The 23,062-nt window shown below is 40.6% G+C and carries 22 protein-coding genes; 10 read left to right on the top strand and 12 right to left on the bottom strand.

Annotated features, from left to right (window positions below):
* Positions 1-131: 131 nt before the first annotated feature.
* The 4 genes from U3A58_RS00090 (at position 132) to U3A58_RS00105 (ending at position 5,633) form a co-directional block, all read left to right on the top strand.
* A complete protein-coding gene (locus U3A58_RS00090) occupies positions 132-3,071 on the top strand; it encodes a DEAD/DEAH box helicase (protein WP_323821335.1) in 2,940 nt (979 codons plus the stop codon).
* Between the two features lie 180 nt (positions 3,072-3,251).
* Positions 3,252-4,598 carry a PhoH family protein gene (locus U3A58_RS00095; protein WP_323821336.1) on the top strand — a complete coding sequence of 449 codons (1,347 nt, stop codon included), beginning with the start codon at positions 3,252-3,254 and terminating at the stop codon, positions 4,596-4,598.
* Between the two features lie 85 nt (positions 4,599-4,683).
* On the top strand, positions 4,684-5,100 hold the full coding sequence (locus tag U3A58_RS00100) for a hypothetical protein (protein ID WP_323821337.1): 417 nt from the start codon (positions 4,684-4,686) through the stop codon (positions 5,098-5,100).
* A gap of 311 nt (positions 5,101-5,411) precedes the next feature.
* Complete coding sequence (locus U3A58_RS00105; protein WP_323821338.1) at positions 5,412-5,633, top strand: hypothetical protein; 222 nt, start codon at positions 5,412-5,414, stop codon at positions 5,631-5,633.
* Between the two features lie 96 nt (positions 5,634-5,729).
* Here the strand turns inward: U3A58_RS00105 and U3A58_RS00110 are convergent, their stop codons facing one another.
* From U3A58_RS00110 to U3A58_RS00135, 6 genes are all read right to left on the bottom strand, one after another.
* Positions 5,730-6,485, bottom strand: coding sequence for a LytR/AlgR family response regulator transcription factor (locus U3A58_RS00110; protein ID WP_323821339.1), 756 nt, complete (start codon positions 6,483-6,485; stop codon positions 5,730-5,732).
* Between the two features lie 122 nt (positions 6,486-6,607).
* On the bottom strand, positions 6,608-7,342 hold the full coding sequence (locus U3A58_RS00115; RefSeq protein WP_323821340.1) for a LytR/AlgR family response regulator transcription factor: 735 nt from the start codon (positions 7,340-7,342) through the stop codon (positions 6,608-6,610).
* Between the two features lie 14 nt (positions 7,343-7,356).
* The gene (locus tag U3A58_RS00120) at positions 7,357-8,409 is read right to left on the bottom strand and encodes a sensor histidine kinase (RefSeq protein ID WP_323821341.1); all 1,053 of its coding nucleotides are present in this window, start codon (positions 8,407-8,409) and stop codon (positions 7,357-7,359) included.
* A gap of 80 nt (positions 8,410-8,489) precedes the next feature.
* Positions 8,490-11,321, bottom strand: a complete 2,832-nt coding sequence (gene uvrA, locus U3A58_RS00125; protein WP_323821342.1) for an excinuclease ABC subunit UvrA — start codon at positions 11,319-11,321, stop codon at positions 8,490-8,492.
* A gap of 139 nt (positions 11,322-11,460) precedes the next feature.
* On the bottom strand, positions 11,461-12,399 hold the full coding sequence (locus U3A58_RS00130) for a lytic transglycosylase domain-containing protein (protein WP_323821343.1): 939 nt from the start codon (positions 12,397-12,399) through the stop codon (positions 11,461-11,463).
* 60 nt (positions 12,400-12,459) lie between these two features.
* Positions 12,460-13,182, bottom strand: a complete 723-nt coding sequence (locus U3A58_RS00135) for an LOG family protein (protein ID WP_323821344.1) — start codon at positions 13,180-13,182, stop codon at positions 12,460-12,462.
* A gap of 170 nt (positions 13,183-13,352) precedes the next feature.
* Here U3A58_RS00135 and U3A58_RS00140 point away from each other — a divergent pair, with 170 nt between their 5' ends.
* The 4 genes from U3A58_RS00140 (at position 13,353) to U3A58_RS00155 (ending at position 15,515) form a co-directional block, all read left to right on the top strand.
* Positions 13,353-13,952 (top strand): YkgJ family cysteine cluster protein, encoded by a 600-nt coding sequence (locus tag U3A58_RS00140; RefSeq protein WP_323821345.1) that lies wholly within the window; start codon positions 13,353-13,355, stop codon positions 13,950-13,952.
* A gap of 70 nt (positions 13,953-14,022) precedes the next feature.
* Entirely contained in the window at positions 14,023-14,388 is a 366-nt protein-coding gene (locus tag U3A58_RS00145; RefSeq protein WP_323821346.1) for a phage holin family protein, read from the top strand.
* Positions 14,381-14,764 carry a hypothetical protein gene (locus U3A58_RS00150; RefSeq protein WP_323821347.1) on the top strand — a complete coding sequence of 128 codons (384 nt, stop codon included), beginning with the start codon at positions 14,381-14,383 and terminating at the stop codon, positions 14,762-14,764. Before U3A58_RS00145 ends, U3A58_RS00150 begins: the two co-directional genes overlap by 8 nt.
* A complete protein-coding gene (locus tag U3A58_RS00155) occupies positions 14,736-15,515 on the top strand; it encodes a phosphoglycerol geranylgeranyltransferase (protein ID WP_323821348.1) in 780 nt (259 codons plus the stop codon). The genes U3A58_RS00150 and U3A58_RS00155 overlap by 29 nt, the downstream gene beginning before the upstream one ends.
* On the opposite strand, the gene U3A58_RS00160 is transcribed toward U3A58_RS00155, so the two are convergent.
* The 6 genes from U3A58_RS00160 to panC all read right to left on the bottom strand — a co-directional run bounded on the left by U3A58_RS00160 (position 15,501) and on the right by panC (position 20,747).
* Positions 15,501-16,427 carry a helix-turn-helix domain-containing protein gene (locus U3A58_RS00160; protein WP_323821349.1) on the bottom strand — a complete coding sequence of 309 codons (927 nt, stop codon included), beginning with the start codon at positions 16,425-16,427 and terminating at the stop codon, positions 15,501-15,503. The two genes, U3A58_RS00155 and U3A58_RS00160, sit on opposite strands and share 15 nt — an antisense overlap.
* A 134-nt stretch (positions 16,428-16,561) precedes the next feature.
* Entirely contained in the window at positions 16,562-17,704 is a 1,143-nt protein-coding gene (locus tag U3A58_RS00165) for an acyl-CoA dehydrogenase (RefSeq protein ID WP_323821350.1), read from the bottom strand.
* A 97-nt stretch (positions 17,705-17,801) separates the two neighbouring features.
* Positions 17,802-18,494, bottom strand: coding sequence for a zinc metallopeptidase (locus tag U3A58_RS00170; protein ID WP_323821351.1), 693 nt, complete (start codon positions 18,492-18,494; stop codon positions 17,802-17,804).
* A 31-nt stretch (positions 18,495-18,525) separates the two neighbouring features.
* A complete protein-coding gene (locus tag U3A58_RS00175) occupies positions 18,526-19,530 on the bottom strand; it encodes a lysylphosphatidylglycerol synthase transmembrane domain-containing protein (protein WP_323821352.1) in 1,005 nt (334 codons plus the stop codon).
* Complete coding sequence (gene panD / locus U3A58_RS00180; protein ID WP_323821353.1) at positions 19,530-19,877, bottom strand: aspartate 1-decarboxylase; 348 nt, start codon at positions 19,875-19,877, stop codon at positions 19,530-19,532. The genes U3A58_RS00175 and panD overlap by 1 nt, the downstream gene beginning before the upstream one ends.
* Positions 19,878-19,898: 21 nt before the next feature.
* On the bottom strand, positions 19,899-20,747 hold the full coding sequence (panC, locus tag U3A58_RS00185) for a pantoate--beta-alanine ligase (protein ID WP_323821354.1): 849 nt from the start codon (positions 20,745-20,747) through the stop codon (positions 19,899-19,901).
* A 129-nt stretch (positions 20,748-20,876) separates the two neighbouring features.
* On the opposite strand from panC, the gene U3A58_RS00190 reads away from it, so the two are divergent.
* Positions 20,877-21,695, top strand: coding sequence for a glycogen/starch synthase (locus U3A58_RS00190; RefSeq protein WP_146914643.1), 819 nt, complete (start codon positions 20,877-20,879; stop codon positions 21,693-21,695).
* Positions 21,696-21,714: 19 nt separating this feature from the next.
* Positions 21,715-22,992, top strand: coding sequence for a DUF4270 family protein (locus U3A58_RS00195; RefSeq protein ID WP_323821355.1), 1,278 nt, complete (start codon positions 21,715-21,717; stop codon positions 22,990-22,992).
* Positions 22,993-23,062: the final 70 nt, after the last annotated feature.

Raw genomic sequence — 23,062 nt, forward strand, 5'->3', positions numbered from 1 at the left:
AAATCATGAATTTGAGCAGTATTTGTTGTAATTTTCAACTTGCTTTTCCCTTTTTTGGGATATCTAACCCCGGCTGAACTCCCTTTTGCTTAATTCCAAATTCAGGGAAGTTCTGTCATTCCAATAATTATATGATAGTTGATTCTGATAAACCTTTTCAGATAGTTTATTCTATTTACAGCCATGAATTCCTTGGACTCCTTATTGAATCTTTTGTAGTACAGATAGATCCTCAAGGAAGGCTTTCTTTGGCTTATCAAAATATAAGCTCTGCAAATGCGAGCGAGTTTGATGCAGGATTGAACAAGGCGGATTATGATTTGATTAAAATCATGGATTCGATGAATCCTGAAGTGGTGGTAAAGCCATTTATTAAACGTGGCAATATCCGTCCTAAGCAATATCTGGCGAAAATTTTTGACCCCAAAACTGAGGACAAAAAGACGCAAGATGCTATTGAGGAAGTCATCGAGAAGAAGCGTTCGAAGATAATGCCTTTGCTCATCGGCAAGAGACTCTTCGAAATGGGCAGCGATGCAAATCCCGTTTGGAGAGAGTTGGTAGTGAATGCAGAGCGCGCCAGTGTGTTGTTTCATTTCCACAAAAATGAGGAAAACACTCATTATTGGCCTACGATCAAATTCAAGGGAGAGAAACTTGACTGGCAATACAAAAATGGCTATTTCATCAGTAATGAGCCCGGCTGGTTGGTTGTACAAGGACAGCTTTTTCACTTCGAAAAGGGGATCGATGGCAGGAAACTCAAGGCATTTTTAAACAAGAAATTTATTGTCATCGACAAGCGCATAGAGCCAAGTTATTACCGCGGCTTTATGGCCAATTTGATATCTCAGTTTGATGTGGAGTCAGTTGGTTTTGATATAAATATAGAGCGCGGCACGCCAGAGGTTTTTATCAATATCAGTGATTTGCCTGGAGGCACAGGGAAGAATCTTTTTGGTGAGGACGGAGAGAAGTTGGAGGAAGATAAAATCGTTTTTGAGCTTCGTTTCAAGTATGGATCTATTGATTTTCCGGTGCAGACACCAAGTTCTGAAAAGCATGGTGCTTCGGTGAGACTGGAAGAAGGTGACGACAGCTACACATTCTACAAGACGATTCGAAGTACTCAGAAAGAAAAAGCGTATCTGAAATTACTTCGGGATAAAGGTCTGGAATTCAAAATAGGCAAAGAGGCATTGCCGAAGACTGAAGCCTTTGAGTGGATTGGCGAAAATGAAGATTTTCTGGATATAGAGAAGATCAAAATTGTCCAAAAGCCAAATGCCAAAGGCAAGGTTTATAACATAGGCAAGGCACAGATTTCTATTGAAGTCAACGAGAATATAGATTGGTTTGATGTCAAAGCACTGATCAAATTTGGGATTTATCTGGTGCCATTTGGGAAGCTAAGAAAGCTTTTGCTGCAAGGTAAAGCAGAATTTGAATTGCCAAATGGGGAAATTGCAGTGATTCCATCGTCATGGTTTGTGAATTACTCCGAGTTGTTCAACTTCATGGAAGATCGTGGAGATGAAAATTTGATGGTATTGCGCAAGCATCATTTGGCTTTGGCCAGAGAGATGGAGATCGGCAATCTCGTCCAAGTTACTTTGAGTAGGAAGCTGGAAAGACTTAGAGATTTTGAATCTATAGAAGAATACACGCTGCCAAGTGGTTTTGAAGGAACATTACGCCCTTACCAGCAAGCTGGTTATGATTGGCTTAGATTCCTCAATGAATTTAAATTTGGTGGTTGCTTGGCAGATGATATGGGATTGGGTAAAACTGTCCAAACGCTTGCTTTGCTGGCACATGAAATGGAGAATAATCCAGGATTAACATCACTCTTGGTGATGCCGACTTCCTTGATTTATAACTGGGAGCTTGAAGCAAAAAAGTTTACTCCAGACTTGAAAATCCTCGTATATTCCGGTACTCAGCGTATCAAAGATCCGTGGAGATTTGGAGATTATGACTTGGTGCTGACCTCTTATGGGATTACCAGATTGGATATTGAAGTACTGAAAGATTTTTACTTCAACTACATCATTCTGGATGAATCTCAAGCCATCAAAAATCCTGGAAGTAATATCGCTGGAGCAGTGAATCAGCTAAAGAGTAAGCAAAAGTTGATTCTGACCGGTACGCCAGTGGAAAACAGTACGATGGATCTATGGTCTCAGATGAACTTCATCAACCCAGGATTACTTGGCAATCAGAATTCGTTTAAGAAGCAGTTTTTACTGCCGATCGAGAAGCAAGGCGATCTGGGCAAATCCGCCAAGCTTCATGCGATGATTAAGCCATTTATCCTCAGAAGACTGAAATCACAAGTAGCTACAGACTTGCCAGAGAAAATCACCAATGTAAAGTACTCCGATATGACAGTTGCTCAAGAGGAGGTTTATGAAGAGGTAAAAAGCTATTATAGAGAAAAAATTATTTCTGACATTCAGAGCACGGGTAGAAATAATCAGCAGTTCACCTTACTACGTGGCCTTACCCAGCTTCGCCAAATCGCCAATCATCCCAAACTAGTAAGAGATGACTACGAAGGCGAATCAGGCAAACTGGAAGATGTCACCTACATGCTGCAGTCCACTATTTCTGAAGGCCATAAAGTACTTGTATTCAGTCAGTTTGTAAGGCATTTAGGGATTGTGAAAGAATATCTTGAGAAAGAAGGAATCCCCTATGCCTACCTGGATGGAAGTACTAAAGACCGTCAGGCTCAGGTAGAAAACTTCCAGGAGAATGAGGAAATCAAGGTTTTCTTGATATCTCTGAAAGCGGGTGGAGTAGGTCTGAATCTGACCAAAGCAGAATATGTATTCTTACTTGATCCCTGGTGGAATCCTGCTGTAGAGGCTCAGGCCATCGATAGAGCGCATAGAATCGGACAAGAAAATAAAGTCATCATCTATAAATTCATCACTCGTGGATCTGTGGAAGAGAAAATCATGGCACTTCAGGATCGCAAGCTAGCTCTCGCTGGGGAGCTGATCAATACAGAAGAAAGCTTTATGAAGAGTCTAGGTCAAGATGATATTGCCGCATTGTTAGATTAAAAAACATTGATTTATTGAAAAAGGGCAGAACGACAAATTCTGCCCTTTTTTTATTGGATTGATAGTCAAAGGTATAGAGAATGGTCACGTTTAAATAATCATAAATTCTCATTGAAACTTTGTCAATAGCCCAATTAATTTTCTAAATTAAATCACCTAGTACCACTACAATACCTGCGCATGCCTAGAGCCAAATCCGATAAAGATCGGAAAATCTTTGTGCTGGATACCTCCGTTATCCTTTACGCACACAATTCCATTATGAATTTTGCCGAGCACGATGTGGTCATACCGATCACGGTGCTGGAGGAGCTTGATCAATTCAAGAAAGGCAATGACACCAAGAATTTTGAAGCCCGTGAATTCATCCGATTGCTGGATAAACTATCCCAGGATCAGATGATTCACAATTGGACTCCTTTGAATGGGAAAACCAAGGGGAATTTTCGAATTGTGATGAACCCAGAAAATCAGATCAATGCCAATGAAATTTTTGGAGAGGAGAAGAACGATCACAAGATTCTAAACTGTGCGCTGTACCTCAAGCAACATGAAAAGGGCAGAAAAGTCATCTTGGTCAGTAAGGACATCAATCTCCGCTTAAAGGCAAAATCCATTGATTTGCTGGCAGAGGATTATGAAACCGGCAAAATCAAGAATATCGTTGAGCTAGAAAATACAGGGAAATATATTCTTGACAACATCGATCCAGAGCATATAAACAAGCTGTATGATCAAGGATTTATTGAAGCAAAGACCATCTTGGGAACACGAAAGAGGAAATCCAATGCCTATTATATTCTGAAAAGTGATAAGAATTCAGTGTTAGCTTATTACAACTCAGAGGAAAGCATTCTTGAGCGAGTGGATAAAAAGTTGGCCTATAATATCAAGCCAAAGAATGCTGAACAGACTTTTGCGCTGCATGCAATCACCAATCCAAATATCCGCTTGGTTTCCATCCAAGGGGTAGCAGGTACGGGTAAGACCTTGCTGGCTTTGGCTGGGGCTTTGGAACAACGAAGAGAGTATAAGCAGATTTTCTTGGCTAGACCAATAGTCCCGCTGAGTAATAAGGATATTGGATATTTGCCAGGAGACATTAAGTCCAAGTTAAATCCGTATATGGAACCACTTTGGGATAATCTAAAATTTATCCAAAACCAGTATAAGGAAACAGATAAGGAGTTTCAGAAGATCACAGAGCTGGTGAATCAGGAAAAGCTGGTGATTCAGCCTCTGGCCTATATCCGTGGACGCTCGCTTTCAAATATTTTCTTTATCGTGGATGAAGCCCAAAACCTCACTCCTCACGAGATCAAAACGATTATCTCAAGGGCTGGAGAAAACACTAAGATCATCTTCACTGGAGACGTGTTCCAGATCGATACACCTTACTTGGATTCGCAAAGTAACGGATTGTCTTATTTGATTGACCGAGTTAAAGATCATCCGCTCTATGCACATATCAAATTGGAAAAAGGAGAGCGCTCGGAGCTGGCCAATCTAGCGAATGAGCTGTTGTGATTTAGAATAAGTAGCCGCTTCGATTTGAAAGCGGCTTTTTTGTTAGAGAGCTTGATTTTTATACGGAGTTTCTTTTAGGATAGCTATGAAACAGATATGGGTTTTAATTTTAATCCTTTCCGTTAACCTAGGATGTAGGCAGAATAAAGCGCGGAATGACATTTCGGGGAATTGGTGGTCAATTCAGCAGGATTCTACCTATTCTGAACTATACATTAATGATAGCGAATTAGTATTTAATCATGAGTCTTATGGCCCGATTCCCAGAAAATTTAAAAGCAGTTTTGACTCAATTTACATTTACAATTTAAAGGATGACAAGGCCGGAACGTGGAGAATAATTGATAATTCTGACTCAATTTTAATTTTAGCTAATCAGGAAGAAGAACATAAATTTCATAGATTAAATCTCCCTAAATCATATTTTGAGTCTTACGAGGATAGCTTAGCCTGGCAGAGTTTTGAAGAAGCGTTTTTTATAAGACATATGAAGAAAAGATAGAAATAGATGAAGTATCTATTCCCATATTTCTCCAAATCAAAGAGTAATGCTGACTATGTGAAGCTTTTAACTTCACTTTTATTCCTCCAAATTAAATTTGGGAAGAACTAGTAATCACTTTTTGAAAATTTCTTCTTTTTTTGTAGCCCAATTTTTTATTAATAATTGTCCATCTCTGATTCAATGGTGTTCACAGGTGTACACGTCAACGTTTTTACATATGTATAACTTATTGATTTTAAGTTAATTATATTTCTGGGTCGTTTTTTGGCATAAAGTAGATATAGAAATTAAACCAACTTATTACTGCCATGATTATTTCACCATTTTCCCAAAAAAACATTTGTGCTGCATTGGGCTTTGTAATGGCAATTACCATTGTGTGGAAAGCTAAAGTAGAGTCAAATCTTGCACAGCATACTGCCCTTATTGAATATACTGAACCAACTTACAATACTGGCATATCTACTAATTCAGACGCTGAAAAAGCCTATGAATTCAAAAAAATAAAGACCGAGCGTTCGGTCTTTTGAAAATCTAATTGGGTGAAAATCCCATATCGAATACTCGTAAGGGTAGATTTGGTTGATTGGTTAATTAAAAGAGGCGGGTAGTAACCCGCCTTTTTTTTAGCTTTCTGTGATGGTGCTTAGTTTCGCGAGGAAACTATTGTAGTACTGTCGCCCTACCTGCAATACCGCTCCTGAGTGGAGCGTGATTTCTTTTGTATTGAAGCTTTCGATTTGTCCGAGATGGACAATAAATGATTTTTGGACTCGAAGGAAAAAATGTGAGGGAAGGATTTCTTCAATTTCCTTCATCGATTTTCGAATATTGTAGTCCCTGCTTTTGGTGAAAATAGTCACCATATTCCCATTAGCTTCTATATAATAAATATCATCATAAGAGACACGCTCAAAAGCGTTGTCCGCTTTAATGAATACAGCATCGTTTACTAGGTAAGGGCTGTCATTTGTTGGGCTTACCGCTGCCACTTCACTCACGGGTTTTGTCCGCTTGTTGTAAAGAACAATTTCTACGATGGCATGAATGTCATTCGTATTGAATGGCTTGACAATAAACCCAGCCGGATTTATTCTTTTTGCTCTTTCAATAATGGTAGGATCGGAATAGGAAGTCACATACACAAGCGGTGCATCTACCATTTGTTTTACGATTTCTCCAAGCTCTATTCCATCCTTATCACCTTTGAGTTTGATGTCCATAAATATCATATCAGGACGATATCTCTTGATGATTTTAATACACTGATTTGCAGAATTAGCGATGTCTGTATTGACATAACCCAGAAGTTCTAATATTTCCTGGATATTTTCTGCGATGCTGATATCGTCTTCGACGATTAAAATCCGCTCTTCTTTCATAAGATTGTGGCAGATGTTGCGTTTGTGGTTGAAAACTACTAATTAATGCTGTCAAGAGCAATTACTCTCTAGTTACAGAAATTATCAGTGAAATCAAATGCTTTTTACTGGATATGAAATTTTTAGAGGCTCATCATTTCTTTAAAGCGGGCCGCTTGTCTCCTACTGACCTCAATTCTGTCACCTCCTCTAAGTGTCACTACAAGCCCTCCATTAAACCATGGCTCTATCCCTTCTACCCAGCCTAGATTGATAATGTGCTTTCGACTAGCGCGAAAGAATGATTTTTCGTCAAGTCGCTCATCCAGTGCATTTAATGACTTATGTATCATTGGCTTAAAATTGTCAAAGTACACTTTAATATAATTGCCGTCAGACTCGAATAAGCGGACATTTGCAAGTCTCACAAACCAACATCTATCGCCGTCTTTGACGAAAACTTGATCTTCTAGTGTAAGTTTCTTTAGGCTATGATCGGATGGAGTTTCTTCACTTTTAGCTAAGCCATCAATTTTTCCTTGAAGCTTGGTGATCGCTTCTTCGAGGCGCTTGGGCTCGATGGGCTTCAACAAATAGTCTAGGGCATTTACCTGAAATGCTTTCAAAGCATATTCATCGTAAGCGGTAGTAAATATCACATGTGGGACGTTATCCAGTTCTTCCAAAAGTTCAAATCCCGTCTTCTCAGGCATTTGGATATCTAGGAAAATAACATCCGGGTTCAGCTGGTCTATTTTATCTTTGGCATCATCTACGTTTACCGCCTCGCCTACTACTTCTACACTTTCAAGTTGATTTAAGAGAGTGATCAGCTCTTTACGTGCTAATCTTTCATCATCAATTACAATGGCTCGCATTTTTTTTGAGTTTGTTATTCGAATGTAACTTTTTGTTTTGGGATTTTTATTTCAGTGATCACGAATTGAATTCCTGAGTTGAAGATACGGAAGCTTGCTTTATCTCCATATATTAACTTCAGTCTTTGTACCGTGTTACTTAGTCCGTGACCTTGCTCATCATCTGAGCTCAAGGAGGGCTGATGGGTTAGCTGCCCACTATTTTTGACCTGAATATACAAATCATCGTGCAGACCCTCCCTACACTTGATTTCGATGGTACCTCCTTTCACAAGATTAGACACACCATGCTTAATTCCATTTTCCACTATGGTTTGCAGCATCATGGGCGGAATTTTATAGCTGTAGGATTCATCCTCTATTTGATACACCACCTTCAACCTTTCCTCAAAACGAATCGATTCAAGTTCTAAATAGTCTTTGACGGTGTTTAGTTCCTCCCCGAATTCAATGGTTTGCTTTTTGTCCATCATCAGCGAAAAGCGCAGCATGTTTGAGATTCTGGTAATGGCTGTTTTTGCTTTGATGGGATCTTCATCCACTAGAGCTCTTACGCTATTGAGCGCATTGAAAATAAAATGGGGATTTAGTTGGCTTTTCAAGTGGTTGAGCCTTATTTCATTGATTTTAGCTTCGTACTTGAGCGTAGAATTGTAGTTGTCAAGAAAGTGAACTAGGAAGTACATCAAAAACCACAGAGCATAAAGTAATACAGCTTGGAGAAGATTGGCCAGGATTAGTAATATTTTGAAATCCTCTGCTGGATTAAGCGTACCAAAGGCAATATTGATTAATATCTGTGCTACTATATTGACAAAAGACAGTGCGATAATTGCCAGAAAAGATTGGAATAAAAGCTGAGGAATGCTGAGTTTAAACCAGTTGTAGGTCTTTACTACATAGCGTAAAAAATGAGTAGAAATTAGATTTGTGGCGGCCAGAACAATGAAAGCCCAAATTTGAACTGGAGTGACTCCTTGGGAAAGATCAGCCAAAAAGATACTCACCAAGGCAAATCCTCCCCATCCAAGTACCTGCAAAAACCAATAGAGCCTTATTCTGTTCATATTCGCTTAAAGATAAATAACGCAGTTGTGCCCTCCTTCTTAATTTGATAAAAGGAGGATCCCCTTGATTATTCCCCCCGTTAGCTATTTAATTCCATTTTAAGAAATTTGCCTGTATAGCTGTTGGAGTTGGCTGCGACTTTTTCAGGTGTTCCTTGCACTACGATAGCTCCACCCTTATTCCCCCCTTCAGGGCCCAAATCCACTAGGTAATCTGCCATTTTGATCACATCCATGTTGTGTTCGATGATCAAGACGGTGTTACCTTTTGCGACTAACCCATTTACCACGAGCATTAATAGTTCAATGTCTTGAAAATGGAGCCCGGTGGTAGGTTCATCCAGTATGTAGAACGTCTTACCTGTATCTTTTTTGGAGAGCTCTGTTGCTAATTTGACCCGCTGAGCTTCTCCGCCAGAAAGTGTGGTGGCATGCTGACCGAGGGTGATATAGCCCAAGCCTACATCATTAAGCGTTTTTATTTTTCTTAGGATTTTTGGGAGTTTATCGAAGAATTCTACCGCTTGTTCCACTGTCATGTCGAGTACATCAGAAATCGATTTCCCTTTGTACCTAATCTCCAGTGTTTCTCGATTGTAGCGTTTGCCCTTGCAGGTTTCGCAGGGTACATGCACATCTGGGAGAAAGTCCATCTCAATCAGCTTCATTCCTGCACCTTCACAATCTTCGCATCTACCGCCTTTGACATTGAAGGAAAAACGGCCCGGTTTGTATCCCCTGATTTTGGCTTCAGGAAGTTCCGTAAAAAGCGCTCTTATATCAGAAAATACTCCGGTGTATGTAGCCGGATTGGATCGGGGAGTTCTGCCTATAGGAGATTGATCCACTTCGATTACCTTATCCAAATGCTCCAAGCCTTCCACACTTTTGTAAGGCATTGGGTTTTTCTTCGAATGGTATATATGCTGATTAAGAATTGGATAGAGTGTCTCGTGTATTAAGGTGCTTTTACCACTCCCTGAAACTCCCGTAATACCAATCAATGTGCCCAAAGGAAGATTGAGATTGATATTCTTGAGATTGTTACCTGTCGCTCCTTTGATTACTAGTGACTTACCTATCCCTTCTCTTCGTACTGGAGGAACAGGTAATCCGATTTTTCCTGCTAGGTATTTTGCGGTAAGTCCATCTGTAAGTAAGATTTCGGCGGGGGTACCATTTGCCACAATATGTCCACCATGCCGACCAGCTCCAGGACCCATATCTAGAAGATAATCAGAGGCTAACATCATGTCTTTATCGTGCTCCACGACCAAAACTGAATTGCCCAGATCCCGCAAACTTTGCAGCGCTTGAATTAATTTTTCGTTGTCACGCTGATGAAGCCCAATACTTGGTTCATCTAAAATATAGAGCACTCCAACTAGCTGAGTTCCAATCTGTGTAGCCAATCGAATTCGTTGTGCTTCACCGCCAGAAAGCGTCCGAAGTGGTCTATTGAGTGATAGGTAATCCAACCCTATATCGAGCAAAAATCCGATTCTTTTCCGAATTTCTTTCAATACTTCTGCCGCTATCACATTTTGCTTTTCAGAAAGTCTGGTTTCCAATCCTACAAACCATTCTCCCAATGATCGAATGTCCATCACGGCCAATTGGCCAATATGGGTATCATCTATTTTAATATGGAGAGCCTCTTGCTTGAGTCTATAGCCATCACAAGATGGACAGGTCTGTGTGATCGTAAACTCACTAATCCAATCCTGGATTTTGTCTGAACTGCCCTCCTGATATTTTTTCAAAAAGTTAATAATCCCTTCGAATGTCGTATGCCATTTGGTACCTGGGTGCTTGATAGAATCTACAGCTACTTCTATTTTATCTCCACTGAGTAGGATTTCAACCACCTTTTCTGGAAGATCTTTGATAGGCGTACTCATGCTGCACTTGTAGTGCTTGAGAATAGCTTCTATTTTCTTAAAAATCCAAATATCCCGGTATTCGCCAAGAGGCGCAATTCCTCCCCTAGTTATACTAAGTTTTGGGTCTGGAATAATACTTTCACGAGTGATTTCTTCAGTAATCCCAAGCCCGTTACATGTAGGACAAGCTCCATATGGACTATTGAAAGAAAATGTATTTGGCGCGGGTTCTTCGTATGAAAGCCCTGTCTCTGGATCCATCAGGTACTTAGAGAAATGATGAATTTCCCCTTCTTCATCACGAATCATGATGACTCCTTTGCCGTGCTGCAGTGCAGATTTGAGCGATTGAGTGATACGAAAACGGTCAGATTCCTCAGCAAGGATGCGATCAATGACAATCTCGATATCGTGGATCTTGTATCGATCCACTTGCATTTTGGGCACCATCTCCATCACTACGCCATCTACGCGCACTTTAGAGAATCCCATTTTACGGATTTGCTCAAAAAGCTCACGGTAATGTCCCTTTCTTCCTTTTACGACTGGTGCAAGAACGTAAAGCTTTTGGTCTAAAAAGTTAGTAAACAGCAAATCAATGATCTGATCTTCTGTTTGTCTCACCATCTTTGATCCAGTGAGATAGGAGTAAGCGTCGCCCGCTCTTGCGTAAAGCAAGCGCATGAAATCGTAAATTTCCGTAACCGTGCCCACAGTAGAGCGGGGATTTTTGGAAGTTGTTTTTTGTTCTATGGCAATAACGGGTGAAAGTCCGTTGATTTTATCTACATCTGGACGCTCCATTCCTCCCAGAAATGAGCGGGCATAGGTTGAAAATGACTCCATGTAGCGGCGCTGACCTTCGGCATAGATAGTGTCAAAAGCCAACGAGCTTTTACCACTTCCGCTCAGGCCGGTGATTACCACTAGCTTATTGCGGGGTAACTTAAGGTCTAGATTTTTAAGATTATGCTCTCGGGCTCCAAATATCTCTATGTATTCTTCCTGTGCAGGAGTGACTTGACTCATATAATCGGCTGGCAATTTTAAACGGCAAAGGTACGGATTTTCAGCCGGACACGGTACTAAACTCCAAAGAGTATAACCTGCGAAAGTAGGATTGGTTCATCCTGTACCTAGGCTCTTGAGGTATAATTTCTACTACTCCTTATTCAGGCAGGAGAATTTCATACGACTTTCCTCGCTTCACATTAAGATTTTTGTCGCGCAGCCAAGGATTATATAGCTTTAAATCCTTGTAAGTACTCCCACGCTGCTTAGCCCAAGATGCGAGATTTCTAATGTCTGAATCGACTTGAATCGTCCTGATACTAGGGCGTTTATAAAAATCAGACTCTCTCAGATGAAACCCAAACTTGCCTGGATTTTCGAAGATCACTTTGAACGCTAATATTCTGAATAAATATCGGCTCGTTTCATCGTTTAAATACAAGTCGTAATAGTTCTTGGCCAATTGATCTTCTTGTCTTCTAGCAAACCCGGACTGCCCCATATTGTAACTGGCGGCTACTGCTGTCCAGTCTCCAAATTTACCATGGGCTTTGTTCAGGTATTTTGATGCTGCAAATGTGGCCTTTTCTAGATGGTAGCGCTCATCTACGTCATTTGTAATTTCTAATCCATATTCATTGCCAGTTGATTCCAAAATTTGCCAAAACCCCTTTGCTCCTGCCGGGGAGGCAACATTCAGGAGTGCAGATTCTGCCATTGCGAGGTATTTGAAATCATCCGGAATACCGTTTGCTTTCAGCATTTTTTCTATTTCGGGTAGAAATTTACTAGAGCGCTTCATCAGCAGAATCATATTGGATTGCCAATACGCATTCACATAGATTTCTCTCTCTAATCGCTCTTTGACATCTTCTATTTCCAACGGTACTTTTTCCGCTGCAAATGTTAGTTCTTTTGGTATGTCAAAGAGGCGAACAGAGTCTCCAGATACTAATGGCATAGATTGTAGCATTTGCACATTAGCTATGGTAGGTTCTGTCGTGGTTTCTTTGGGCGTCTTCCAGATGGCAAATACCGCAAGTGCCAAGCAAAGAACTACTAAGGTATATAGGGCAATTAGATGAGATCTATTCATTTTATAAATATGATGAATAGTCAAGAAAAAACTTCTGATTTAGGCTCAGGTTTCATGCAATTAGAAATTTGGACTCAGCAAATATTTGTTGTAGAATTCATCGATTACTTTCACCGCCTCAGTAGCATCTTCTACTACTGAGAATAGTTCTAGGTCCACCTCGTTGATGTATTGATGTGAGAGCAATGTTTTTTTAATCCAATCTACCAATCCTGTCCAGTACTCTTTACCAACCAAAACAATCGGGAATTTTCCAATTTTATTGGTTTGGATTAATGTAAGCGCTTCAAAAAACTCATCCATGGTGCCAAAACCACCCGGCAGCACCACAAATCCTTGAGAATATTTGATGAACATTACTTTGCGAACGAAAAAGTAATCAAAAGTCATCAGCTTGTCCCGATCAATGTAAATGTTATCAAATTGCTCAAAAGGCAATACGATATTCAGACCAACGGACTTTCCACCTTCGGAATGTGCACCTTTATTGCCTGCTTCCATGATTCCGGGACCACCTCCAGTGATTACTCCATACCCATGACGAACCAGCTTGGCAGCGATATCTTCCGCCATTTTGTAGTGATGATGATCTCTAGGTGTGCGAGCTGACCCAAAAATAGATACACAGGGGCCGATTTTGGCAAGCTTTTCAAAGCCCTCCACAAACTCGGACATCACCTTAAATATCACCCAAGAATCGGCACTTTTGATCTCACTCCAATCCCTCTCCTTGAAGGCCAAGCGGATTTTATCCTCTGCATTTTGATTTTCTAAATTGCTCATATCCTTCTTTTTAATAAAGAAAACGATCTCCCCGCTGAAATGGACGCTGTATTCATTACTATTCAGTGGATGGAACGTTAAACTGCTGACTCTCAATATAAAAAAATAGTGGCTTATTGGAATCAATCAACTATCGCTGGTGTATTTTTGCTACCTAATTGAATAAAGAGATGAATCTCGAAGAAAAATCTCTAGCTGCACTGGATATATTCGGTGAGCTAGAGTCAGAAACAAGGCAATTTGTCTCTGAAAGTGGATTAGGCTGTATGCCAGGATGCGGTTTTTGCTGCGCAAATCCGAAAGTACCCGCTTCCCCGTTAGAATTTCTCCCATTGGCCTTCGACCTCTATGCTAAAGGATTGGCAGAATCTACCCTAGCCTTGCTTGAAAATAAGGAGGAGGGAGACAGCTGTGTGATGTACAAGTCACAGTCAGAAGATGGAAAAATGGGGTTTTGTGCAAACCACTCCAAGAGAGGAATGATATGCAGACTGTTTGCCACCTCAGCGCGTAAAACGAAATATGGCAAAAAAGACCTCATTATCTGCAAAGTATTGAAGGAAGAGAAACCAGCGCAATTTCTCGAAGTAAGTCGTAGAATCAATCTGGACCTGGAAATTCCGCTTGCTACGGCATTTTATAGTCGATTGGCAGAAATAGACGAGTCCCTTTGCCAACAATTTAATATAAATGAGGCCATTACATTTGCATTGGAATTAGTTTTGAGATATAAATTCTACCAGGAGCAGGAAAGTGTCGTGCTTGCATGATTTTTTTGCTCCTACCAATTGGAGTATATTGTCTCCTATTACACGGGTAACGTTTCACAAAATTTTAATTATGCTAAAATTCGGAGAAATAATACAGACTGTCAAAGGGATACTAGAGACCAAGCTAGATATGGTCAAACTGGAAATACAGGATCAGGTAGCTGGAGTTTTAACCAGGATGATATTTCTGATCCTGATGGGGGGAAGCCTCCTTTTGGTTTTGTTGTTCTTGAGCCTTTCTCTGGCTTTTTTCCTAAGCCAATATTTTGAATCCCCATACATGGGCTTCTTGTTGGTAGGATTACTTTACTTGGCTATACTGTTGATTTTATTTCTGTTGAGAAATCATGATCCTACTGAGGAAAAAATGCAGAGCGGAATGAGAAGGTTTATTTTCCGAGTAAGAATTTTCAAAAAACGTCGAGAAAATGAGTAAGGACTTGAAAAAAAAGGAAGAGGAATTAGAGCAGACTCTCGCTCGGCAGTTAGAACTATTCAAGGCTGAATCTTCAGATTGGCTGAAAGTTGGTGGCGTTGTTTTAGTAGGAGGGTTGATTGCCTTGGCTATATTCAAAACTCGTAGCAAGCGCAAGGATCGAAAAACAGAAGAAGCGCTAGAAGTGCTTGAAAGAGAAGGATTACTTACTAAGGAAATTGAGAAAAGGCTCACAGAGGGCTCCAAATCCACGTTTTGGCCTAGCATAGGCCAGCGCCTATTTATTTTAGGGCTTGCTTTTGCAAAGGATAAATTTCTTCCAAACCTATTTGCTGCTCAGCCAGAAGATGCCAAAGCCGAAGAGGAGAGTCAGTAAGATTCTAAAGGAATTCCATATTACGGGCAGCAAAGGATTAGCTTGGCTAGTAGATCCGGACAAGGTTAAAAATGCGGCTCTTTTTGAGAAAGAATATGCCTGGGTCAAGGATTCCTGTTTAGATTTAATTTTTGTGGGTGGAAGCCACCTTCGCCGGGATAATTTCCGTGAGGTCGTTATTTCAGTCAAGAAAATTGCAGGAGAAATACCTGTAGTGATTTTTCCCGGTTCACAGATGCAGCTAGCCGAAGAAGCAGATGCTATTTTATTCCTTTCCTTGATATCTGGAAGAAACCCAGATTACCTCATAGGGCAGCAAGTTCTAGCAGCTCCCATAGTAAAGAAAATGAAATTGGAGGCTCTTCCGACAGCTTATATGCTAGTGAATGAGGGCGAAATCACCAGTGTACAGTATGTAAGTCAAACACTACCATTACCCAATTCCAAACCCAACTTAGCTAAAGCTACAGCACTCGCAGGGCGCTATCTGGGGATGAAATATTTTTATATGGATGCAGGAAGCGGAGCAAAATCCCCTGTTTCAGGAGCGGTGATAAAATCTGTAAAGTCTGTTACTAATAACCCAATCATAGTCGGAGGAGGATTAGATTCATTGGAAAAAGTAAAAGCAGCCTATGCAAATGGTGCGGATCTACTAGTGATCGGCAACGCCATAGAAAAGGATCCCAGCTTTATGGCCGAGGTTTTGGAATATAAAGTGCTATTGAATCTGTCTTTAAACGTTAATTAAGGACTCTCTTCTCCTCATTTTACCGGCAGGAACTCCGTACATCATCTTGAATCTACGACAGAAATAAGCGGTGTCCTTGTAGCCTACCTCTTTACCAATATCTCGAATTGACTTTTTGGTCGTTCGCAAGAGCTCTACTGCTGCTTCCATTCGTTGGTATTCTATGTAATCCTGGGGATTAATTCCCGTCAGCATTTTGAAATACTGTCCCACATAATCTTCAGATACATGGGCCACCTTTGCAAGAATCTTATTCGATAAATCGCCACCCAAATTTGTCTTGATGAAATTGAACAAATCTATCAGTCGGGGGTCTTTGAAATAAGTAGCATTCGTGGAGAGCTCTTCCAGGAACAATCTGTTTTTTAGAATATGACGAAGAAGTTCAATAACGAGTAATTCTGTTTGAGATTTTAATGCTCTTTCCTTTCCCACATTGCTCACTTCTACTTCCTTCATCAGATCCTCAACTATCGTGGCCAACCGATCATTAAACCGAATAATAAATGGAGGAATGTCAAGCGAATTAAAAAAGTTTACAACATCAAAGACTTTGGATTCAAAACCGAGAATAGAAATACAGTCATCTTCTGTATTCTTTATTTCTCTGAAGCTAATGTTCAGCAGATATTTTTTCTTATTCTCCTGGAATTGTTCTTTTGATATTTCTCCTTTTTTGGCTCCACTGCCTAATGTCAGCTTGGTCTTTTGATCAGCAGGCAAGAAAAGTACCTCCCCCTCATTCAAGAGCTCCTGATCTTCACCAAACTTGAGCGTGCCATGGTGTAGTAATATCAGTGTATTATCCGATTCAGAATAATCATTCACTGAAACAGGTTTTTCTACTTGAAAATTATTTCCCCGAATAAACCTAACATTGACTGATTCGATTACCTTGTTGTAATATTCCATGAATAAGTAGCATAAAAATAGAAGAGTAAAAGTATAATTTTTCTAACGATAATACATGGTTTTTCTATAGATGGTTATAAAAAAATAAAAAAGAGCTTAGTTTTTTGAATTTTACCCTTTTAAAAGCTAAAAAGTTATGCTCTCAGGACACCTCGGGATATGACTATTTTTTGAATCTCAGAAGTCCCTTCATAAATCTGTGTGATCTTCGCATCTCGCATCAGACGCTCTACATGATATTCTCTCACATATCCGTAGCCACCATGGATTTGAACTGCTTCTATACTTACATCCATAGCAACTTGAGACGCATACAATTTTGCCATGGCAGAGGCTTGAGAATAATCCTCTCCCTGATCTTTCAGCCAAGCTGCTTTGTACACCAAAAGTCTTGCGGCTTCTATAGTGGTGGCCATGTCAGCTAGTTTGAACTGAATAGCTTGGTGTTGACTAATTGGCTTGCCAAAAGTCTTGCGATCTTTGGAATAGGCCAGTGCAAACTCATAGGCTCCTGCCGCTATCCCCAATGCTTGTGCGGCGATGCCGATTCTTCCACCATTCAACGTCTCCATGGCATATTTGAACCCAAAGCCTTCCTCTCCAATTCTATTCTCGACAGGCACTTTCACATCTGTAAACATGAGAGAGGTGGTATCCGAAGCTCTAATCCCCAGTTTGTCCTCTTTGTGACCTGGCGTAAAGCCTTCCCAACCTTTTTCTACTATAAAAACAGAGATGCCTTTATGTCCTTTACTTTGATCTGTTTGGGCAAAAACCAGGTAGGTATCCGCTTTAGATCCATTGGTAATCCAGTTTTTGGTCCCATTCAATACATAATGATCGCCGTCGAGTTGCGCTTCGGTTTTCTGCGAGGTGGCATCAGAGCCTGCTTCTGGTTCTGATAGCGCAAAAGCACCGAGTTTTTGCCCAGATGCCAGTGGCTTTAGGTATTTCTCCTTTTGAGCTTCAGAGGCATATTTTTCCAATCCCCAGCAAACCAATGAATTATTCACAGACATTACTACAGATGCGGAAGCATCTATCTTGGATAATTCTTCCATCGCTATGACGTAAGAAACAGTGTCCATCCCGCCTCCACTGTATTTGGGATCAACCATCATTCCCATGAAGCCTAGTTCACCCATTTTTTTGACCTCCTCTGCAGGAAATCTTGACTCAATATCTCGTTGGATCACTCCTTGAAGCAGCTCATTTTTTGCAAAATCTCTCGCTGCTTCTCGTACGGCGATTTGCTCTTCGGTTAGTTCAAATTGCATAGTATCCTCTTTGGGTTTAGCTATCTGCTAGGAATATATGGCAAAAAAAGAAGAGGGACAACGCTTGCCCCTCTTCCACTATTTTATTTGATCTGTATCAATCCCGTCCGCCAAAGAATATCATAATGTAGTAAGCTAAGGTGGTGAGTGCAGCTAGTGCAGCTACCACATAAGTCATCGCAGCCCATTTAAGCGCGTCTTTGGACATCGCATATTCGTCGGGTGTTACAATATTTCGGGTTTTGACCCATGCCAGTGCTCTATTACTCGCATCAAATTCCACGGGTAAGGTCACTAGTGTAAACAGCGTAATAATACTATACGCGCCTACTACAACATAACCTATCCACAAATTGGGAAGCCCTAAGGCAAACCCGCCAAAAAGAGAAGCAATTAAAACTATATTCAGGATTTTTCCAGATGCATTCTGAATAGGAACTAAGGCTGACCTTAGGTTAAGCCAGGCATAGGAGGTAGCATGCTGCACCGCATGTCCACACTCGTGAGAAGCTACTGCAGCTGCGGCCGCGTTTCTACCGTAATACACATCCGGGCTTAAATTGACTGTTTTGTTTTGAGGATTATAGTGATCTGTCAGTTGTCCCTCCACGGAATGAACTTGTACGTCTGAGATGTTATTGTCAGCAAGCATGAGCTTGGCTATTTCCGCTCCCGATAGGTTGGCTTTTAGAGCCACCTGAGAATATTGCTTGAATTTGCTCTTGAGCTTTCTGCTCACTAAGAATCCGGCTAATGCGAATACGACTACGATTAATATTAGGAGTATCATATGTTATGGTGTTTGCAGGGTTGAATACGTGTTAGGTTTGCTCGGGTTCGATCCAGGAGGGTAATTTCATCATTATTAACCAACTTACAAGACCCGCTACTAAAACAAGGATTACTTGAGTCCCGTGGATAATGGCTGCGAATATTTTCCCATCTACTTCCGAGATACCCAATTGTATCAAAATGAAGGCCACCAGTGCATGAAAGGTCCCAATGCCACCCTGAACGGGTGCCACCATGCCAATACTGCCCATCACCATGACTAAAAGCACTTCCCCAGAAGACAAATTGGCAGTGCTGGGTATCCCGAAAGAAATGGTGTACATGGTCAGGAAATACAAAAACCAAAGAAAAATAGAGCTTACCCAGAATCCAACTGGGTTGGACAATTCTCCAATTTTCTTAATTCCAGAAAGAATTTCCCTATAAAAATGCTGGATTTTATTTATCAATCCATGGTCACGGAATCGCCTCAAAATAAATAATATCATGAGGACTAGAATTGCCATTCCTCCGATTACAATGGGAAGATTGGAAATTATTTTTTCACCCAAAGACTGCATATCGACCAACTGATTAGCTAGCTTCATGAATAGCTCTTGCTCTACATAAAATGCCAGAAGAATTGTAGTAGCCAGGCACAACAGGTCTATGCTCCGCTCTACTATCACCGTCCCAAAGAGATAGCCTGTGGAGATTCCATTGCTGCGGGTGAGTACACCACATCGGGCGACTTCTCCAGCCCGCGGTATAAGCATGTTGACTAAATTACCAATCATCACTGCGTGATAGGCACGAGTCAGCGTTACATATTTTCCTTTGTCAGTGTTCATTAGCAAAGTCCATCGCCAGCTTCTGGTCAGATAAGCGAGCATAGAGATGGACAGTGACAATAAAATCCAAGCCCAGTTGCTTGACTTGATTTGATCAATCAGTGAAGCGAAGGCAATGTCCTTGTACAAAAACCAAAAAATCCAGACTGCAATTCCTAGAGAAATTACAATCTGGACAAATTGCTTCTTGTTTTTTTGCCCCATCAGATGAGTTTATTTTGCTCGTCCGGGAAGATCAAAACAGGCTTGAATTTTTTCGCTTCGTCTAATTCCATTCCTGCATAGGAAATGATAATGATAATATCTCCCACCTGAGCTTTACGGGCTGCAGGCCCGTTCAAGCAAACCTGACCACTTCCTCTTTCTCCTTTGATCACGTAAGTTTCGAGCCGCTCTCCATTATTGACGTTGACGATTTGGACTTTTTCGTTTTCGATAAGATTGGCAGCATCCATCAGCTCCTCATCAATAGTGATAGAGCCTACATAGTGCAGTTCTGCCTGGGTAATCTTCACCCGGTGAATCTTGGATTTCAGTACCTGAATTTGCATCGGTTTAATTTTGCGGCAAAATTAAGGAATAATTGGAAGGTTGTCGATTAATCTGATTTTTCCTAGGTAAGCTGCTACGCAAATTGTCGATTTTTGATTTGGGTCAAAATCGGTATAACTCGTAAAGCTTTCAGGATGAATCAGTTCGAAGTATTCCAAACTAGCCAATGGTATTTCCTCAAAATCGCGTTTGATTTGATTCTGCACCTCAAACCAAGACCTCTTGGACAAAAGTTCCTGTTTCGCCTTTCTCAAGCTGTGAATTAAAATCAAAGCCTGATGTCTTTCTTCGGGGGTGAGGCGTAAGTTTCTTGACGACATTGCTAGCCCATCCTCTTCTCTTCGAGTAGGTACGACTACCAGTTCCACGCCCAGAGACAAGTCTTCGACAAGTCGTCTTATAATTCCCGTTTGTTGGAGATCTTTTTGGCCGAAATATGCTCTGTTCGGTTTGATGATATTGAATAATTTAGAAACAACAAGCCCTACCCCATTGAAATGACCTGGGCGAAAGGCACCTTCCAAATCAGTTTCAAGGCCCCCGAAATTTATACTTAATTTTGGCTTTTCAGGGTAGATGGATTCTATTTTAGGAATAAAAACAAAGTCAACTTTTTCATTCTTAAGTTTATCTAAATCCTTTTCTAACGTATTCGGATAGTTTTCAAAATCTTCCTGGTTATTGAATTGCGTAGGGTTTACAAAGATAGAAACGACGACAATATCAGATTCTGATTTGGCTTTTCTTACCAGGTCGAGATGACCTTCATGCAGTGCTCCCATCGTGGGGACTAAACCTATGGATTTATCGCTTTTAATGGATATAAGCCAGTATTTGTGCCAATCGGCTCCAGTAAATACTACGTGCACTGGTAGAGGGTTTAGAATGGGTAAATAGGGGCAAATGTATATTATTATTCAACAAAACAAGGCTGATAAGGCTTTTTTTATTATCTTTGCGGAGTTGTTTTTTCACCTTCAACATAAAATCCAATAAGCATGTCTAAATTACGTATCCTCTACGTTGCCAGTGAAATCAACCCTTTTCTCCAAACATCAGAAGTAGCCAATTTCTTAAGATCCCTTCCTCAAGCTATGCAAGAGCGCGGCATGGAGATCAGAATTTTGGTGCCTAGATTTGGCCTGATCAACGAGCGAAAGAATAGACTTCACGAAGTAGTAAGATTGTCAGGAATTAATATCGCGGTAGGAGAAGAAGAGAAACCTTTGGTAATAAAAGTAGCATCTATTCCCAATGCGAAACTTCAGGTATATTTCATCGATAATGAAGATTACTTCCAGCGTAAGCATGTTTTCCACGATAAGCAGCAGAAGTTCTACGAAGACAATGACGAGCGTGCGATTTTCTTCTGTAAGGGAGTAATCGAAACAGTGAAAAAGCTTGGTTGGGCTCCGGATATCGTGCATTGCAACGACTGGATGACCAGCTTAATCCCGATGTATTTGAAGACCACTTACAAAAGCGAGCCTTTATTTAAAGACACGAAATCTGTATTTGCGATTTACAACAACGGATTTTCTCATACCTTTGGCGATGATTTGTTAAACAAGGTTAAGATGGTAGATATAGATGACGCTATTTTAGCACCTTTGAAAAGCAAAGACTTTACAGGATTTATCAAGATAGGCATGGAGTATGCCGACTTGGTAGTCAAAGGCGGTGTTGTTTCCGCAGAATTAAACCAACTAATCGAGGATTTCTCAAAAGACAAGAAGTTTGACATCAGCATTGAAGCAGAATCAGAAGCACAAGCTCACGAAGAGCTATTCGATATTTACACGAATCTCGCCGGTTAATCTGGCCTTTGGGACTATCATGTCCCTTTTCCTTGTCAGTTCTTGCAGTGATCCTGCCACAGTAGGCATAGAGCTTGCTCCCGGAAACAACCAAATCGGTGTAGTTTTCGAGGAGTTTGTACTCCCTGCTGAGGTAGTATTACTGGATTCATTCAACACTACGAATCAATCAGTACTTCTTGTAGGAGAAGAAGAGGATGATTTCTTTGGGAAAACATCTGCGACAGGATATTCTAGAATGTATATTAGTTCAGGGGCAAAAAGACCTGATTTAGACGCCATATTTGACTCTATTTTCTTCAATCTTAATATTGTGAATATAGATGGGACGAATTTGGATCAGCCAAAGTATTTTTCAATTCACAAGCTGGCAGAACCAATTTTGGACACCTTGTATTACAATTTTGATGCGCTTTCTTATGACTCGAGTCCTATTTCCTCAGGAGAAATAGTATTTGGAGAAGAGACTGACACACTAGCATCTTTCCAGGTTGAAGAGGAATTTGCAGAAGAACTTTTCAGCAAGATGCAATTTGGAACTGAATTCAAGGATCTATTCACCTTTCGGGATTATTTTCCCGGTATTGCAGTGAAAGCAAGAGAGGGAGATAATGCCTCTGTTGGAATCAGTGTGGGTAGCGCTACTGGCATGAAGGTATATTATCATTATGAGGGAGATACTAGTTCTACGCTATACAATATCACTACCGCATCCTCCAGAAGCTTCAATGGCCTCAAAAGTGATAGAAGCGGTACACCAACTGAAGTAGTCACAGAAGTTAAAAAATCTTATGATGTAGGCCCCTTTGTAGGGATGAAGTCAGGTCTTGGAATGGTAATCAAATTAGATACTAGCCCTTTTGATGCATTTTTGGATACACTTTCCGGCGTTACATTTAACCAAGTTAAGCTTGAGATTGGAGTAATAGAGGCGCATGCAGCAACCGAAAAAGTACCTTCTTTTATGACCATGTTTTTCACTGATTCAAACAATCAAATCTTAACTTCTAGTACTGGTATCTCATTAAGCGTACAGGCTGATGGATCTCCACAGGTATATACAGATGAGAATGGCGATAGGATCCCGAATACAAATTCTCCAGCCAGTTTGCTCTACGATACGGAATCCAAAGTTTATAACGAACTTATTACCTCACATGTCAATGCATTGTTCAGAGGTCAGCTTATTAGAAAAGACTGGTTACTTTATGGAGCTGATTTAAAAAAGTCGCTAAGCCAATTTGTGGTTGATAAAAATAAAGTAAAAGTAAAAGTGATTTACTCCCGTTCTAGGTAATACAATCGATTTCGATAAAGTTCTAATAATCCACTTTCTGAATTAATGGAAGTGGATTATTTTTTTTGGC

This window comes from Algoriphagus persicinus (genome assembly GCF_035156415.1).
Lineage (GTDB): Bacteria > Bacteroidota > Bacteroidia > Cytophagales > Cyclobacteriaceae > Algoriphagus > Algoriphagus persicinus.

What these genes read in the sequence shown, in the direction of transcription:
- U3A58_RS00145 (WP_323821346.1), top strand. Translation starts at nt 14,023, where the DNA reads ATGCTAAAATTCGGAGAAATAATACAGACTGTCAAAGGGATACTAGAG.
- U3A58_RS00140 (WP_323821345.1), top strand. Translation starts at nt 13,353, where the DNA reads ATGAATCTCGAAGAAAAATCTCTAGCTGCACTGGATATATTCGGTGAG.
- panD (WP_323821353.1), bottom strand. Translation starts at nt 19,877, where the DNA reads ATGCAAATTCAGGTACTGAAATCCAAGATTCACCGGGTGAAGATTACC.
- U3A58_RS00105 (WP_323821338.1), top strand. Translation starts at nt 5,412, where the DNA reads ATGATTATTTCACCATTTTCCCAAAAAAACATTTGTGCTGCATTGGGC.
- U3A58_RS00090 (WP_323821335.1), top strand. Translation starts at nt 132, where the DNA reads ATGATAGTTGATTCTGATAAACCTTTTCAGATAGTTTATTCTATTTAC.
- U3A58_RS00110 (WP_323821339.1), bottom strand. Translation starts at nt 6,485, where the DNA reads ATGAAAGAAGAGCGGATTTTAATCGTCGAAGACGATATCAGCATCGCA.
- U3A58_RS00165 (WP_323821350.1), bottom strand. Translation starts at nt 17,704, where the DNA reads ATGCAATTTGAACTAACCGAAGAGCAAATCGCCGTACGAGAAGCAGCG.
- U3A58_RS00100 (WP_323821337.1), top strand. Translation starts at nt 4,684, where the DNA reads ATGAAACAGATATGGGTTTTAATTTTAATCCTTTCCGTTAACCTAGGA.
- U3A58_RS00135 (WP_323821344.1), bottom strand. Translation starts at nt 13,182, where the DNA reads ATGAGCAATTTAGAAAATCAAAATGCAGAGGATAAAATCCGCTTGGCC.
- U3A58_RS00170 (WP_323821351.1), bottom strand. Translation starts at nt 18,494, where the DNA reads ATGATACTCCTAATATTAATCGTAGTCGTATTCGCATTAGCCGGATTC.
- U3A58_RS00155 (WP_323821348.1), top strand. Translation starts at nt 14,736, where the DNA reads ATGCCAAAGCCGAAGAGGAGAGTCAGTAAGATTCTAAAGGAATTCCAT.
- uvrA (WP_323821342.1), bottom strand. Translation starts at nt 11,321, where the DNA reads ATGAGTCAAGTCACTCCTGCACAGGAAGAATACATAGAGATATTTGGA.
- U3A58_RS00195 (WP_323821355.1), top strand. Translation starts at nt 21,715, where the DNA reads ATGTCCCTTTTCCTTGTCAGTTCTTGCAGTGATCCTGCCACAGTAGGC.
- U3A58_RS00120 (WP_323821341.1), bottom strand. Translation starts at nt 8,409, where the DNA reads ATGAACAGAATAAGGCTCTATTGGTTTTTGCAGGTACTTGGATGGGGA.
- U3A58_RS00095 (WP_323821336.1), top strand. Translation starts at nt 3,252, where the DNA reads ATGCCTAGAGCCAAATCCGATAAAGATCGGAAAATCTTTGTGCTGGAT.
- U3A58_RS00150 (WP_323821347.1), top strand. Translation starts at nt 14,381, where the DNA reads ATGAGTAAGGACTTGAAAAAAAAGGAAGAGGAATTAGAGCAGACTCTC.
- U3A58_RS00190 (WP_146914643.1), top strand. Translation starts at nt 20,877, where the DNA reads ATGTCTAAATTACGTATCCTCTACGTTGCCAGTGAAATCAACCCTTTT.
- U3A58_RS00130 (WP_323821343.1), bottom strand. Translation starts at nt 12,399, where the DNA reads ATGAATAGATCTCATCTAATTGCCCTATATACCTTAGTAGTTCTTTGC.
- U3A58_RS00175 (WP_323821352.1), bottom strand. Translation starts at nt 19,530, where the DNA reads ATGGGGCAAAAAAACAAGAAGCAATTTGTCCAGATTGTAATTTCTCTA.
- U3A58_RS00160 (WP_323821349.1), bottom strand. Translation starts at nt 16,427, where the DNA reads ATGGAATATTACAACAAGGTAATCGAATCAGTCAATGTTAGGTTTATT.
- U3A58_RS00115 (WP_323821340.1), bottom strand. Translation starts at nt 7,342, where the DNA reads ATGCGAGCCATTGTAATTGATGATGAAAGATTAGCACGTAAAGAGCTG.